Here is a 15,322-nt window from a genome sequence, read left to right as displayed (position 1 = left end):
ATCAACGGCATAAAAAGGAAGTGACGATGAAATTCTCAATGAAACTGGCGTTATCTCTCACAACATGCGGTCTGGCGCTGATGTCGGTCTCTCAATCGGCAAAGGCGACCTGTAGTGCGGAACCTTATACCGGGTCGATCTGTTATACCGCGGCAACCTATTGCCCTCAGGATTATCTGGATGCTGATGGACGTGACATGCAGATCAATACTTATCAGGCATTGTATTCCCTGATAGGCGTTCAGTATGGCGGTAGCGGCAGTACCTTTAAACTGCCCGATCTGCGCGCAAGGCTGGCAATCGGCCAGGGGCCAAACTTACCTCAGGGGACACAACGAGGAGCAGATAGCGTGCAATTAACGGTGAATCAGATGCCAGTGCATAACCATGCAGCGGTGCGGACCACGCCGCTCGTGACAACGGTGGTGGTTAATGCCAGCGCCAGCAATGGTACCTCGGCGGCACCGACGGCCGCTGAGAACCAGCTGTCAGCGTTGACCGGTCCTGCGGCGAAAGCGTATGTCGCGCCTGGCGGCACCCAGGTTGCGCTGAGCGGCACCAGTGCCACCACCACCGGTGGGGCCATTGGGGTGTCTAACAGCGGTTCGAGTCAGCCGTTCAGCATTATCCCGACAGAGACCACACTGCGGGCCTGCATCGCGGTTAACGGCTTGTATCCGCCAAGACCGTAAATCGTCACTGAGCGGGAAGACCCGATATGGATTATCCCGCTGATCATGGTGCTCTGGCTTTGCTGTAAGAAAAACGTTATGCCATCCGGCGTGGTGGAATAAGCCGATTTTCGGCCCATTATGCAGTTTCAGCATGCCGGGCCGCTCACGCCGTCTGTTACTCTTCCCGCAGTTTAAACACTCGCACCATCTCTAACAGCTGCTCAGCCTGCTGCTGCATTGCCTGCGCGGCGGCGGCCGATGCCTGAGAGAGCGTGGCGTTCTGCTGGGTGGCGGCATCCATATGCACCACGGCGATATTCACCTGATCGATGCCGCTGCTCTGCTCGCCGCTGGCCATCGAAATGGTTTCCACCAGCTGGCTGACGCGCTGCACGCTGCTGACGATCTCTTCCATCGCGCTGCCCGCTACTTTCACCAGCGAGTTACCCTCATTGATGCGGGTGACAGAGCTGTCGATCAGTGTGCCGATCTCTTTCGCGGCGGTGGCAGAACGCTGTGCCAGGGCGCGCACTTCGGCGGCGACCACGGCGAAACCGCGTCCTTCGCTGCCTGCACGCGCCGCTTCAACGGCGGCATTCAGTGCCAGAATATTGGTCTGGAAGGCGATGCCGTCAATCACGCTGATAATATTGCTGATCTGAGTGGAGAACTGGTGGATATCGCTCATAGTGCGTACCACCTGTTCCACGACTTCACCGCCCTGGCTGGCGACGGCACAGGCTTCAATGGAGATATCGCTGGCGATACGCGAGTTCTCTGCATTGTTTTTGACCACTGACGTCAGCTCCTCCATTGAGGCCGCGGTCTGCACAATGGCGCTGGCCTGTGCTTCATTGCGCGTGGACAGTTCGCGGCTGCCAACGGCAATTTCGCTGGAGGCCGACGCAATGGTTTCGGTGCCGGAACGTACCCCGGACACAATACGCGTCAGGTTGCCGTTCATCTCCTGCAGGGCATGCATCAGTTCGGCGGTTTCATCGCGGCCGCTGACGATAATCGGCGTCTGCAAATCACCGGACGCCACCGCTCGTGCAATCGAGACAGCCTGCGCCAGCGGGCGGGTGATGCTGCGGATCAGCCAAAAGGTGATCATAAAGCCAGCCAGCAGCGTCAGACCCATTGCCAGCAGCAGCATCATGCGCGTTTGCTGATACAGATGCTGGTTACGCGCATTACTCTGCTCGCGGATCAGCACCGCCTGTTGCAGCGTGGCGGCAACCATTTCATCGATCATCCGCGTGGGCTCACGGTCAATTCCGGCGACCAGACCATCGACTTTGTGCGCGCTGTCGCTGTCCTGAATGCTGTACTGTTGCAGGGCTTTTAGATAGTGCTGCTCCAGTTCGGCGTGCAGCGTGCGGGTTTTCAGTACCTCGCTGTTGCTCATGCCAATCTCAGGGAGCAGTGTGCTCAGCTGGCCCAGCAGCACCTGGGTTTTCTGGCTTTGTTTAACAAAGGCATCACGGTACTGATTGAATTTCGCTTCGCCCTGCGTACCGCGCAGCAGGGTGTTCTTCCACTCCTGCACCTGAATTTTGAACTGCACCTGCGCATTGCGTGCGGTATCAATGCTCTCTGCGATGGTCTGCTCCGTAGCCATAATATGCTGATTCTGCGTTAACCCGTCGGCGTTAACCGTCAGACCGCGTATACCGATAAACAGGGTGGCCAGCAGCAAAATGGCCGCCAGCATGCCGAGGCGTTGCCCGATAGAGAGATGATTAAGTTTCATAGCGTCAGGATTTCCCGGTGAATAAAAAATGCAAAAAAAGCTCACAGTCGCCAGAGATATCGACCTGGCGGGCAGCGACTTTAATCGGGAGAAGGGGGGATAACAGAGGATGTGAAGGCTAACTGACTCATCTGTAGAGAGAAGTCTGGTTTATGACGTTTTCGTGACAATTGCATTCCCCTCCTGAAGCGGAGGGGAATGCCGCCTCAGGCGGTTACTTCACGCATTTATCGCACTGATTCTGTTGGATCTGAGCGAAGAAGTCGTTGCCCTTATCATCGACCAAAATAAAGGCCGGGAAGTTTTCGACTTCGATTTTCCAGATGGCTTCCATACCCAGCTCAGGGTACTCAATGCACTCCAGACTTTTGATACTTTGCTGTGCCAGCACCGCCGCCGGGCCACCGATGCTGCCGAGGTAGAAACCGCCGTGTTTATGGCAGGCATCCGTCACCTGTTTGCTGCGGTTGCCTTTCGCCAGCATGATCATACTGCCGCCGTTGGCCTGAAGCAGGTCAACGTAGGAGTCCATACGGCCTGCGGTGGTCGGGCCGAGGGAACCGGACGCATAACCTTCCGGGGTTTTCGCCGGCCCTGCGTAGTAGATCGGGTGATCCTTGATGTACTGTTGCAGATCTTCGCCACTATCAAGGCGCTCTTTCAGCTTGGCATGAGCAATATCACGGCCCACGATAATGGTGCCGCTCAGAGAGAGGCGTGTGGAAACCGGATACTCAGAAAGATGGGCCAGAATCTCTTTCATCGGACGGTTCAGGTCAACATGCACTACATCGCCTTCGCCCTGCTGGCGCAGTTCGACAGGGATATACTGGCCTGGGTTATCTTCCAGTTTTTCAATCCAGATGCCTTCGCGGTTGATCTTCGCTTTGATGTTACGGTCAGCGGAGCAGGAAACCGCCATCGCCAGCGGGCAGGATGCGCCGTGGCGCGGCAGACGGATGACGCGGATATCATGTGCGAAGTATTTACCGCCGAACTGTGCGCCCAGGCCCAGCTCTTGTGCGGCCAGCAGCAGTTCCTGCTCAAGTTGCACATCACGGAAGGCCTGGCCGTGTTCATTACCTTCGGTTGGCAGCTCGTCGTAGTAGTGTGTTGAGGCCAGTTTCACTGTTTTCAGCGTGCTGTCGGCGGACGTACCACCGACCACAAAGGCGATATGGTACGGCGGGCAGGCGGCCGTGCCGAGGCTGCGCATTTTCTCCGTCAGGTACTCTTTCAATTTACCCGGGGTGAGCAGCGCTTTGGTTTCCTGGTACAGGTAGGTTTTGTTGGCTGAACCGCCGCCTTTCGCCATACACAGGAATTTATACTCATCACCGTCAACGCTATAGAGGTCGATTTGCGCAGGCAGGTTGGTGCCGGTGTTGACCTCTTTGTACATATCCAGCGCGGCATTCTGCGAGTAGCGCAGGTTGTCTTCGGTGTAGGTGTTGTACACCCCCAACGCCAGGGCGGCTTCGTCACCGCCGCCCGTCCAGACGCGCTGGCCTTTTTTACCCATGATGATCGCGGTGCCGGTGTCCTGACAGGTTGGCAGGATCCCTTTGGCAGCGATTTCGGAGTTTCTCAGAAACTGCAAGGCAACGTACTTATCGTTCTCACTCGCTTCCGGGTCGGCCAGAATGGCGGCCACCTGGCGCTGGTGGGCCGGGCGTAGCATAAATGAGGCATCATGAAACGCCTGTTGCGCCAGTAACGTCAGAGCCTGAGGCTCTACTTTCAGGATTTCCTGCCCGTCGAATTCGGCCACGGAGACGTGATCGCGGGTTAACAGGTAGTATTCGGTATCCTCTTTTGCAAGAGGGAACGGGGTCTGATAATGGAAAGGTTTTTTCGACATTGTGCTCTCACTTAATGATGTGCTGCCCTCCTTCTCGGATGCGGAGGCTCGGCAACATTAATGGCGATATCTGTTTTATTGTTTTCCTGCCGACCCTGAGTCAGGTCGGCAGGTCAGGAATGGTATAACATTGTTGCAACAACTGCATGTCTGAGTGCGTGATTAACCGTTAAGCGCGCATCAGAACATCATCACCATCCACGGATAGCCAATCAGCATCAGGGCGCAGAGGAAGAAGGCCCCGAAGATGGTCCCCAGACGCCAGTAGTCTTTGGTTGGCAGGTAACCACTGCCGTAGTAAATCGGGCTTGGGCCTGTACCGTAAGGGGTGATGATGCCCATCAGACCAAGTGAGGTACACATCATCAGGCAGAATACCGGCATATTGATGCCCGGAATCGAGGCGGCAATGGTCAGCATGGCCGGTAACAGCGCGGTGGTATGCGCAGTGGTACTGGCGAACAGGTAGTGCAGCAGGAAGAAGGCGATCATCAGTACCACGGCGGAGACCTGCGGGTCGTAGCCTTGCAGCAGCGTCCCACCTTCTTTACCCAACCAGGCGATAAAGCCAACGCGTGCCAGGCCATCTGCCAGTGCCACCAGGGTGGCGAACCAGGCAAAGGTGTTCCAGGCCGGTTTGTTACTGGTAATGTCATTCCAGTTGAGTACGCCAGTCCACAGCATCAGCACGACGACCAGCAGGGCAGCCATAGCCGGTTCAATCCAGGCGGTGGCGAAGATCCACATCAGCAGGGCAGAGACCACAAACACCAGCAGCAGGATTTCGTTACGGGTCAGTTTGCCCAGTTTTTCCAGCTCACTGATGGCCCAGCGCGGCACTTCATCGTTGAACTTCACTTCCGGCGGATAGAGCCAGTAAGCCAGCAGCGGCATGGTCAACAGCAGTAACAGACCTAACGGCAGGAAGGCCAGGAACCACATTCCCCAGGAGATATCAAAGCCCACCACACTTTTCACCAGCGCCAGGGCCAGCAGGTTAGGGGCCAGCGCCGACAGGAACATCGAACTGGTGATACAGGCGGCGGTGATCGCTACCCACATCAGGTACGAACCAATCTTACGGGCGCTGGGGTCGTTAGGTTTTGAACCATACAGCGGCGGCAGGTTGGCAATAATCGGGTAGATTGTGCCCCCGCTGCGTGCGGTATTGGACGGGGTGAACGGGGCCAGCAGCAGGTCAGCGAAGGTAATGGCATAACCGAGGGTCAGACTGCGACGCCCCAGATATTTCACCAGAATCAGCGCCAGGCGGCGGCCGAACTGTGTTTTGTCATAACCCGCGGCGAACATAAAGGCGCCAAAGATCAGCCACACCGTAGAGTTACCGAATCCGCTGACGGCCCATTTAAATGCCTGAGCGGCCGTTTTGAATTTCGGGTCGGCCAGTTCTGCCGGGCTGAACAGCACCCACTGACTGAACAGCGCGATGACCACCACGCCGGTAAGGCCGATCACCGCACCAGGCAGGGGTTCAAAAATCAACCCAACAATCACCCCCACAAAGATAGCGAAGAAGTACCATGCATGAGGTTCCAGCCCCTGAGGTACCGGCACGAGTAGCAGTAACACCGCAACCAGTACAGGCAGGAACAACATAAGCAGGCGTTTTTTTTGCCCCGCAGCGGCAGGAGGTGCCTTTGCGGTTTCACTGACCATAGATGTCTGTTTCATAGTTTTAGTCTGCAAGTTAATAAGAATTCGTTAAGTGTCCCGGTAGGTTATAACTGATTTTTTTACTTTCTTTTCTATTTATTTAGTTTTTCTACCGTGAATCTTGAAGTCGTTTTCGTCTTTTCCCAATGAAAAAGCATCTATTTATTGGGTTGATATAAATATAATGCGACATCCTTAAATATAGACTTTGATCTGGATCAATAAAAATTGCAGCACCCTTTTATTTTTAACAACTGGCTATCATTTATTAAGCGTTGTTTTCATTTAAGAGGCTTAATCTTCATCTTAGTGTACATTTTATTTCCAGTAAAGTCAGATTTGTTTTGTTAAGAATATGATTTTATTGATTATAATTTTTCTGTAAACGATAGGTTGATTTTTTGTGTTCATTAGTTAACAATTAATAAAACTATTTGTAGCATTTCGGGTAAATAAAAAGTATTCGTTTATTTAAAAGTTAAATAATTAAAGTTATCGATTATATAGCTAAAGAAATTGTTATATTAGCATCATGACGTCGGGCTATTAATATAAATAATAAAATAGCTGCCCGCTAAAGAATTCAAAACTTTTAATTTGGAGTACACCTAATGAATACGCTAACCCCTATTCTGAACCCGTTGACCCTGCCAAACGGGGCGGTTCTGAAGAACCGCCTGCTGATGGCGCCGATGACCACCTGTACCGGTTTCTACGACGGCACCGTCACCAGTGAACTGGTTGAGTATTACCGCGATCGTGCCGGCAGCATAGGTACGGTGATTGTTGAGTGCTGCTTCATCGACCCGAAAGGCCCGGCCTTCCCGGGGGCCATTGCTATCGACAGCGATAACAAGATTTCGGGTCTGGCGAAAATTGCCAGCGCTATCAAGACCAAAGGGTCTAAAGCTATTCTGCAAATCTATCACGGCGGCCGTATGGTTGAGCCGGAACTGATTGGCGGACGTACGCCGGTCGCGCCAAGTGCCATAGCTGCACCGCGTGACGGTGCGACCACCCCGCAGGCGCTGACTGCCGAAGAAGTTGATGTGATGATCACCAAATTTGGTGATGCGGTTAACCGTGCAATTAAAGCCGGATTTGACGGCGTGGAAATCCACGGTGCCAACACCTACCTGATCCAGCAGTTCTACTCACCGAACTCCAACCAGCGTGATGACAAATGGGGCGGTAGCCGCGACAACCGCGCACGCTTCCCTCTGGAAGTGCTTGAAATAACGCATAAAATGGTGGAGCGCTTTGCGGATACGTCCTTCATCATTGGTTACCGCTTTTCACCGGAAGAAATTGAAGTCCCGGGCATCCGCTTTGATGACACGCTGTATCTGCTGGAAAAACTGGCTGCACGCGGTCTGGACTACGTGCACTTCTCTGTGGGGCAGCTGTTGCGCTCCTCGATTGTTGACCGCGAAGATCCGACGCCACTGATCACCAAATACCTGGCTGCACGTTCAGAAACCCTGGCAAAAGTGCCGGTGATTGGCGTGGGCGGCGTGATCAACAAAGCGGACGCTGAACAGGCGCTGGAATACGGTTTTGACCTGGTCGCGGTAGGTAAAGCCTGTATTGCTTACCCGGACTGGGCCGATCGCATTATTAAAAACGATCATCTTGAACTGTTTATCGACAGCACCCAGCGTGAAGCGCTGAACATTCCTGAACCGCTGTGGCGCTTCTCACTGGTTGACGCCATGATCCGCGACGTCAGCACCGGTGGCCGTAAATATAAAGCAGGGGTGTACCAGGAGAAAGTGGAAGCCGAAGCGCTGAAGCTGAAAATCAGTGTCACCCTGGATACCGACCGTATTACCGATATTTCACTGGTGCCGGATGACACCCTCGACGTGGACTTCACCACCACCTTTGAGAGCCTGCGTACCCGTATGCTGGTGGCGAACAGCCCGCACGTGGATGCCGTGACGGGTGCCACTACACAGAGTGAGGCGCTGAAAAAAGCCGTCTCCCGCGCCATGGCCACCTCAAGCAAAGAGCATGTGATTGAAGAGGGGGGCAACCCGCAAGCCCCGCAGAACTACGATGTCGTCGTGGTCGGCAGCGGCGGTGGCGGCCTGGCGGCGGCCATTCAGGCCAGCGATGCGGGCGCGCATGTGGTGATCATCGAGAAAATGCCAACCATTGGCGGGAACACCATTAAAGCCTCGGTTGGGATGAACGCCGCGGAAACCCGCTTCCAGAAGCTGAAAGGCATCGAGGACAACAAAGAACTGTTCTATGAAGAAACGCTCAAAGGCGGCAAGTTTAAGAACAACCCGGAACTGCTGCGCGAGTTTGTTAACCTGGCACCCGAAGCTATTGAGTGGCTGGCGACTAACGGTATTGAGCTGAACGATATCACCATTACCGGCGGCATGAGCATTGACCGCACGCACCGTCCGGCTGACCGTTCTGCGGTCGGTGGCTTCCTGATTAGCGGCCTGGTGAAAAACATTAATCAGCGCGATATCGAAGTGCTGCTGGAAACCTCCGTGGCGGAAATTCTGCTGGAAAATGGCGCGGTGAGCGGCGTGAAAGTGGTCGATGAATATAACGACACCCGCATCCTGAATGCCAAAAGCGTGATTGTGGCGACCGGTGGCTTCAGCGCCAACCGTGAGATGGTGGTGAAATACCGTCCTGAGCTGGATGGCTTTGTCACCACTAACCACAAAGGGGCCACCGGTAGCGGCATCGCCATGCTGCAAAATATTGGTGCGGATACCGTCGATATGGGCGAAATCCAGATTCACCCGACCGTGGAACAAACCACCTCTTATCTGATTTCGGAAGCGATTCGCGGCGGCGGTGCCATTCTGGTCAGCCAGGCCGGCCAGCGCTTCTACAACGAAATGGAAACCCGCGACAAAGTCTCCGCCGAGATTATTGCGCTGCCAGAGAAGAGTGCGTGGATTATCTTTGATGACCAGGTGCGTGCGAATAACAAAGCCGCCGATGAGTACATCGCCAAAGGCTTTGTGATCAGTGCACCCACGCCGCACGAGCTGGCCGTAAAAATCAATATGGACCAGGAAACCCTGCAAACCACGCTGGGTCGCTACAACCAGTTCGTTGAACAGCAGAAGGATGAAGACTTCGGCCGTACCACCGCGCTGCGTCATCCGCTAAACAAGGGGCCGTACTTCGCTATTCGTATCGCCCCGGGCGTGCATCATACGATGGGCGGCGTGACCATTAATACCGACACCGCGGTGCTGGATGCGCAGAAACAGGTGATTAACGGCGCCTGGGCTGCGGGCGAAGTGGTCGGCGGTATTCACGGTGCTAACCGTATCGGCGGTAATGCGGTAGCCGATATTATCATCTTCGGGATTCTGGCAGGGCGTAACGCGGCGGCGTACGCGAAACGTTAAACCCCCGGGCCGGGCATGCCCGGCCCCTACCGGACGTCGTTGGTGCCGTATATTATCCGGCCCCGACAGAAAGCATCACATCGTGGGGGTAGGATAATCCCCGGCCCCGACAGAAAGCATCACATCGTAGGGGGAAGGATAATATCCGGCCCGACAGAAATCATCACATCGTGGGGGTAGGATAATCCCCGGCCCCGACAGAAAGCATCACATCGTAGGGGAGGATCATACCCGGCCCGACAGAAAGCATCACATCGTAGGGGTGGGATAATATCCGGCCCCGACAGAAAGCATCACATCGTAGGGGAGGGGCATGCCCCTCCCATTGACTCCGGGCCGGGCATGCCCCCCGTTGACCAGAAGGAGACCCAATGTCCGCAGGTTCCTACGCTTACTCCGCTGTTCTGATGGGATCGCCCATCCTCCTCAAACTGTTTGAACATGACGAGGCACTCGCAGGGCGGGTGTTTCGTCTGATCAAGCATCAGGAAAATCTGTTTACCGTTAACCGTGCACCCTCGGAAGTGATGGCGATCAATCACGCGGCGGGTCTGCATCCGGTCGTCGTCAGCGCGCCAGTCTACCAACTGATTAAACGCGCCAGCGAGGTCAGCACGCGTGCGGAAAGCTGTTTCAACTTCGCCATTGGCCCGCTGGTTAAACGCTGGAAGATTGGCTTTCAGGGGAATACGGTGCCGCCTGAGAGCGAGTTACAGGCGCTGCTGGCCCTGACCAATCCCCACCAGGTGATTCTCGACGATGCGGCACAGTCCGTGTTCCTGCAACAGGCAGGCATGGAGATCGACCTCGGTGCGATTGCGAAAGGTTACATTGCCGATGTGGTGCGTGATTATCTGCATCAACAGCAGGTCACGAACGCGTTGATCAATCTGGGGGGCAATGTGCAGACGCTGGGGCATCCGGCGCAGCAGGCATGGGGGATTGGCCTGAAAAAGCCTTTTGCCGGGCCTGATGCCCTGATTGGCGTCATCCACGTCACTCACCATTCCGTAGTCACTTCCGGGGTGTATGAGCGGTATTTTGAGCTGGCAGGGCGTTGCTATCATCACATTCTTGACCCGCGTACCGGTTACCCGCTGGATAACGAGTTGCTGAGTGTGACGATTATTTCCGATGATTCCATCGACGGGGATATCTGGACCACATTGCTGTATGGACTTGGGGTAGAAAAAAGCCTCGTCTGCTTGCGAGAGATGCCGCAGATCGAGGCTATTTTTGTCACCCGGGACGGTCAGGTGATCTGTTCTTCACAGCATAAGTACCGCTTCACGCTACTGGACGACAGTTACCGGGTTACTGGCAATACTGTTTAAGCAGGGCGGTATGCTCTGGCTGGAGGCGGTAACGATAAACCGGACGACCGGTGGCACCATAGTGGATGCTGGTGAACAGAATATTGCTGTGCGCCAGCCAGATGAGGTACTTACGGCAGGATACGCGCGAGATATTGACTGCAGCCGCGAGATCGTCGGTGGAAAATTCCTCATTCGGATGGGCGTCAATCCACAGGCACAGAGTGCGTAACGTCTGTGGCGTTAACCCCTTTGGCAGGCGTTTATTATCCTCAACTGCCGGATGATTACCGTGAATCAACTGATCGACATCCGCCTGTTCATAGAACTGATGGTTATCCATCATGGTTTTTTTCTGTTTCCAGCCGGTCAGCGCTTCTTCAAAACGCGAGAACTGGAACGGCTTAATGAGATAGTCGACCACGCCATAATGCAGAGACTGTTTGATCGTAGCGGCATCGGCGGCGGAAGAGATTACAATCACATCCACCGGACGCTTTGCTTCGCGTAGCGCAGGCAGAAGATCCAGCCCGTTATCCTGCTGCATATACACATCCAGCAGGATCAGGTCGACCGCCAGTTCGCTGTTCAGCACCAGATCTTTCGCCTGCTGCAAGGTTGAGGCAACGGCGCAGCAGGCAAATCCTGGCAGTTGGGCGACATAGCAGCGGTTCAGTTCTGCGACCATCGCATCATCATCGACGACTAAAACATTGATCATGCGTTTTTACTCTCTCCATCCCAGGGCAGTTGTACAAAAAATTGCGTATAAACGCCAGGTTCGGACTCTACAATAATTTTCCCGCCAAGGCTTTCAGTTTGTTGTTTTACCAGAAACAGCCCGACGCCCCGTTCATCGCCTTTGGAAGAAAAACCCTTCTCAAAAATCGCCTCTAACTGGCTGGCCGCAATGCCGGGGCCGTCATCGCTGACTTCGCAGGCCAGGAAACCCTTCTGGTAGTGCAGTAATACACTCACCTCGCCCTCAGCGCTGGGGCCAAGGGCATCCAGTGCATTATCAATCAGGTTACCCAGCACGGTGATCAGCGTGGCAACCTGCTGTTCGCTGCCGCTGTCCGGCAGCCTACAGTCATCGCTGATCAGCAGGTGGTTGCCTGTGTCCGAGGCGCGATTCATTTTACTTAACAGGAAACCGGCAATAACCGGTGACTTGATTTTTCCTAACAGAGAACCGATCTCTGTCTGATAATTATTAGCCGTTTTAAGAATATAATCCTCTACTTTGCCGTAACTTTTCATATGCAACAGACCGAGGATCACATGCAGTTTGTTCATAAATTCGTGGGAGCGTTCGCGCAGGGCATCCACATAGCTCACCATGCCATCCAGCCGCTGCATTAGCTGGCTGATTTCTGTTTTATCCCTGAAGGTACAAATGGCACCGATGATCACGCCGTTGCTGCGCACCGGCATGGTATTGCAGAGTAAGATGCGGCCTTTAAAATTGATCTCCTCATCGCGCAGTGGCACGCCGTTGTTCAGCACATCGCGCAGGTTGGAGATCAGCGGGCCTGAGGCGGCCACCATTTCGCCGACGTCGATGTTCACCGCCTGCTGACGGTCGGTTTCACGCAGCAACTGCCGGGCGGCACGGTTAATCAGCGTCACCTGCATATGATCATCAACGGCGATCACCCCTTCTTTCATGGATTGCAGCATCGCCTGACGTTGTTCAAACAGCGTTGAAATCTCATACGGCTCCAGCCCGAACAGGATACGCTTCGCGGCCCTCACCAGCAGAAACGTGCCGATGGCACCGACCAGCATGCCGCACAGCGCGGCCCAGATGATATTCCAGCGGCTCTGGCTGATCTGTAAGGCTACTTCGCTTAACGAAATGCCGATAGCGACCACGCCAATCTGCTTATGCTGACTGTCGTAAACGGGGGTGAACAGCCGCAGTGCTTCCGCCAGTTTACCGTGGTTGATCGCCATGTTTTCGCGCCCTTGCAGGGCCGGAATAATGTCCTCACCGATGAAATGCTGGTTAATCAGTTCTGCTTTTGGGTGGGAATAACGAATGCCGTCCATATTGGTCACCACCACAAACAGCAGGTCGTTGCTTTCCTGCACCGCGCTGGCAATCGGCTGAATCACGCCGCTGTCAGGAGGAAGCAGCAGCGCGCGCTGGATCTCAGGGGAGTCCGCCAGGGTGCGTGCCACTGCCAGCGCCTTATCTTTGACGCTCTCCTGGGTCACATGGCTTATCTGGAAAAAATAGAACAGATGAACAATCAACAACACCGTTGCAATCACGGCGCTGACCATCAGGCTGACGGACGTACTCAGTTTCATCGGACGCTTGCGCACAACAGGCGGCTGCAGCGGGTCGCTCATGGAGACTCCTGAAAGAAGGGAACCAGCGTTATCTCTGGCTAATATAGCGCGGGACGCTATGAGGCATGATGATTTTACATCAGAAAATCAGCGGTCCGGGCGAGTTTTTCAGGTAGAGGAGGAGGGAGCAATGGCAGCAGGTAAAAAGCAGGCAGTAAAAAGCCCCGTGAGGGGCTGTAACGATTATTTCGGCAGCTCACTGAGCTCTTTAACGTCACCTTTATTAATCTGTTGTTCAGTGCCGTTAGCATCGGTGTAAGCTATCAGACCCGTTTTAGCGTCTTCTTTCGGTTTGCCGTCACTGATAATCGTTCTGCCATCGTTAGTATGAATAGCATAACTGCTGCGGGTGCAGCCAGACAGCGCGGTCACACAAAACAAAGCTGCGAGAGAAAGTGCCATGATCTTTTTCATCTGAACTCCTGTTATTTAGTTATCTAGTTCACTCATGTTTTTAATCTGCTCACGATTAATCTGTTCAGTCTTACCCGTTTCGGCATTCTTATAAGAGACCAGTCCGGTTTCATCATCGACCTGCGGTTTACCATCGGTGACGATCGTTTTACCGTCGGTGGTTTGAATGGACTGATTTGAAGCACAGCCAGCAAGCATGAACAGAGACGCTGCGATAAAGGTCGCTTTAAACAGTGTGACTTTCATTTGGGATTTCCTTATAGATGTCTTTCTCATTCGAACGTTTTAATTATAGAAGGGTTTGGCGATTTTGCGCATTTACATTTAAAAATATGAGAAGAAACGGAATATTCTGAAAAGATTAAGTCCGGCTTGATTTTTGTTATCGTTATTGCCATTCAGTAGTTAGCGAAAGGGGGTGTGAATTTACCCTTCGCGAAAATTGATAATAAATCGTTGAAAATCAATTTGTTAATCTTTTTTATTATGACGGTTAGCATATTGTAGCGGGGTGTTTAGTGCAGCATGTGCATTATTTAAGGTGAAATGATAATATGTAAGTACATACAGCCAGATAAGGGGTGCATGTGCACGGTAATAATAAGGACTATCCAAAAGAAATTTATGCAGTTATTGGCAGGGCAGTCTCAGAACTGATTGCGGCCAACCAGCCTCTGGATAAGAAGAGCGTATTAATTATGCTCCAGGCTCACAGCACCAGAGCAAAAGATGCCCACACTCAGGGCATCTATCGACAGGCATTTCGTTATCTGCTGGAAAGCTTCCATTGATAACCCTCATTAATAACAACGCGGTTACGCATCGTCAGGCGTCATGCCCACCACAACTTCCAGCACCTGACGATAGACATCCAGTTGGATCACATCGGTGGTGGTCTCCAGCTTCTCAATCAATTTCAGGATCATGGCTTTATTGCTGACGTGAATGCCCTCAGCGGAGAGCTCCTTAATCACAGCCCCCAGAACCTGCACTTCGTGTGAATACTTTTCACCGCCGCCCTGAAAGTAAGACAGGATTTCGGATTCAGGGGATATCTGCTGCATGTGCTCCATGCTGTTCGCCTTATCAATAAAGTTAAAGTGGAAACGCTCAGTGTTTTTTGGTGCCGTCAGCCGGGCCTTCACTGGTAAACAGGTGTGTGACATTGTCGCGATCGCGAATCTCTTGCGTATCGCTGTCACGAACAGGAGCCTGGTGATCCCGGACCTCCGCAATCGCCCGCCGGCAGGCGCGTTGCCGCGAGGTATCTTGCTCTGCGGCAGCCATCATTTGTAACTGGCGAACCAGGGCTGCACTGCTGATGGCGGCATCGGCTTTCAACAGAACCATCACCGCTTCACCCAAAATAATATCGGAGAGTAACTCTTCTTCGTCTTCGTTTCTGTACATACCAACTTCTCTGAATCAGTGATACGGGCATAGCGTACATGCCCGCAGGAACCTGCATCCCGTTAATGCCATGCCTGCTTAACGCTGGCGGCCAGGACGGTCAGATGGTCGGACTGAGTTGTAACCTAACGCGTACGTCAATGTCGTTAATCCGCAAACATACTGCTTTGAAACTCAGTCCCCGCGGCCAAACAACAGGCCGATCAGTTCTTGATAGTGCCGTTCCTGCTCCGGTCCTGATGCCAGTTCAAGGCGCGTCAGCAGCTTTGAACAAATAGCCTTCCGGTTAATTTGACGCCCTGAACGCAGGATCTCAACCACAATCTGGCCAAGCGTTTCCTGCTGAGAAGGCATCGTTACTTCGCTAAAATAACGGCTGATGTCATTTTCAATCTTCGGGTTGGAACCGTCCTGACGCATAACAATGTCCCTCAGTCGTAAATCAATATAGTCAAAATTTCCGCAATAAAGTTATA

At 53.4% G+C, this 15,322-nt stretch carries 14 protein-coding genes; 4 read left to right on the top strand and 10 right to left on the bottom strand.

What is annotated here, in order from left to right; all coding sequences use genetic code 11:
- The first annotated feature begins 26 nt into the window (after nucleotides 1–26).
- A complete protein-coding gene (locus HHI26_RS04365; RefSeq protein ID WP_133843388.1) occupies nucleotides 27–692 on the top strand; it encodes a tail fiber protein in 666 nt (221 codons plus the stop codon).
- A 157-nt stretch (nucleotides 693–849) separates the two neighbouring features.
- On the opposite strand, the gene HHI26_RS04360 is transcribed toward HHI26_RS04365, so the two are convergent.
- The 3 genes from HHI26_RS04360 to HHI26_RS04350 all read right to left on the bottom strand — a co-directional run bounded on the left by HHI26_RS04360 (nucleotide 850) and on the right by HHI26_RS04350 (nucleotide 5,980).
- Nucleotides 850–2,427 carry a methyl-accepting chemotaxis protein gene (locus HHI26_RS04360; protein WP_171148670.1) on the bottom strand — a complete coding sequence of 526 codons (1,578 nt, stop codon included), beginning with the start codon at nucleotides 2,425–2,427 and terminating at the stop codon, nucleotides 850–852.
- Nucleotides 2,428–2,641: 214 nt separating this feature from the next.
- A complete protein-coding gene (gene fumA / locus HHI26_RS04355) occupies nucleotides 2,642–4,288 on the bottom strand; it encodes a class I fumarate hydratase FumA (protein WP_171148669.1) in 1,647 nt (548 codons plus the stop codon).
- Nucleotides 4,289–4,468: 180 nt separating this feature from the next.
- On the bottom strand, nucleotides 4,469–5,980 hold the full coding sequence (locus tag HHI26_RS04350; protein WP_133843393.1) for a DASS family sodium-coupled anion symporter: 1,512 nt from the start codon (nucleotides 5,978–5,980) through the stop codon (nucleotides 4,469–4,471).
- Nucleotides 5,981–6,573: 593 nt separating this feature from the next.
- On the opposite strand from HHI26_RS04350, the gene HHI26_RS04345 reads away from it, so the two are divergent.
- Nucleotides 6,574–9,351: a flavocytochrome c gene (locus tag HHI26_RS04345; RefSeq protein ID WP_133843395.1), complete on the top strand. Its 2,778-nt coding sequence runs from the start codon at nucleotides 6,574–6,576 to the stop codon at nucleotides 9,349–9,351.
- A 371-nt stretch (nucleotides 9,352–9,722) separates the two neighbouring features.
- A complete protein-coding gene (locus tag HHI26_RS04340; protein WP_171148668.1) occupies nucleotides 9,723–10,685 on the top strand; it encodes an FAD:protein FMN transferase in 963 nt (320 codons plus the stop codon).
- Here the strand turns inward: HHI26_RS04340 and dcuR are convergent.
- From dcuR to HHI26_RS04320, 4 genes are all read right to left on the bottom strand, one after another.
- A complete protein-coding gene (gene dcuR, locus HHI26_RS04335; protein WP_133843399.1) occupies nucleotides 10,666–11,385 on the bottom strand; it encodes a two-component system response regulator DcuR in 720 nt (239 codons plus the stop codon). The two genes, HHI26_RS04340 and dcuR, sit on opposite strands and share 20 nt — an antisense overlap.
- The gene (locus HHI26_RS04330; protein ID WP_159337267.1) at nucleotides 11,382–13,022 is read right to left on the bottom strand and encodes a sensor histidine kinase; all 1,641 of its coding nucleotides are present in this window, start codon (nucleotides 13,020–13,022) and stop codon (nucleotides 11,382–11,384) included. Before HHI26_RS04330 ends, dcuR begins: the two co-directional genes overlap by 4 nt.
- A 183-nt stretch (nucleotides 13,023–13,205) precedes the next feature.
- Nucleotides 13,206–13,436: a YgdI/YgdR family lipoprotein gene (locus HHI26_RS04325; protein ID WP_133843402.1), complete on the bottom strand. Its 231-nt coding sequence runs from the start codon at nucleotides 13,434–13,436 to the stop codon at nucleotides 13,206–13,208.
- Between the two features lie 15 nt (nucleotides 13,437–13,451).
- Nucleotides 13,452–13,682 (bottom strand): YgdI/YgdR family lipoprotein, encoded by a 231-nt coding sequence (locus HHI26_RS04320; RefSeq protein WP_133843404.1) that lies wholly within the window; start codon nucleotides 13,680–13,682, stop codon nucleotides 13,452–13,454.
- A 341-nt stretch (nucleotides 13,683–14,023) separates the two neighbouring features.
- Here HHI26_RS04320 and HHI26_RS04315 point away from each other — a divergent pair, with 341 nt between their 5' ends.
- Nucleotides 14,024–14,227: a hypothetical protein gene (locus HHI26_RS04315; protein ID WP_133843406.1), complete on the top strand. Its 204-nt coding sequence runs from the start codon at nucleotides 14,024–14,026 to the stop codon at nucleotides 14,225–14,227.
- 24 nt (nucleotides 14,228–14,251) lie between these two features.
- Here HHI26_RS04315 and HHI26_RS04310 read toward each other — a convergent pair whose 3' ends face one another.
- From HHI26_RS04310 to ycgZ, 3 genes are all read right to left on the bottom strand, one after another.
- Complete coding sequence (locus HHI26_RS04310) at nucleotides 14,252–14,500, bottom strand: biofilm/acid-resistance regulator YmgB/AriR (protein WP_133843407.1); 249 nt, start codon at nucleotides 14,498–14,500, stop codon at nucleotides 14,252–14,254.
- Nucleotides 14,501–14,546: 46 nt separating this feature from the next.
- Nucleotides 14,547–14,846, bottom strand: a complete 300-nt coding sequence (locus HHI26_RS04305; protein WP_133843409.1) for a hypothetical protein — start codon at nucleotides 14,844–14,846, stop codon at nucleotides 14,547–14,549.
- Between the two features lie 174 nt (nucleotides 14,847–15,020).
- Nucleotides 15,021–15,266 carry a regulatory protein YcgZ gene (gene ycgZ / locus HHI26_RS04300; protein ID WP_133843411.1) on the bottom strand — a complete coding sequence of 82 codons (246 nt, stop codon included), beginning with the start codon at nucleotides 15,264–15,266 and terminating at the stop codon, nucleotides 15,021–15,023.
- Nucleotides 15,267–15,322 lie beyond the last annotated feature (56 nt).

It is taken from the genome of Erwinia sp. JH02, assembly GCF_013074405.1.
GTDB lineage: Bacteria > Pseudomonadota > Gammaproteobacteria > Enterobacterales > Enterobacteriaceae > Erwinia > Erwinia rhapontici.
Note: the sequence above shows the minus strand (reverse complement) of the source record. Positions and strands in the feature narration are given on the sequence as shown.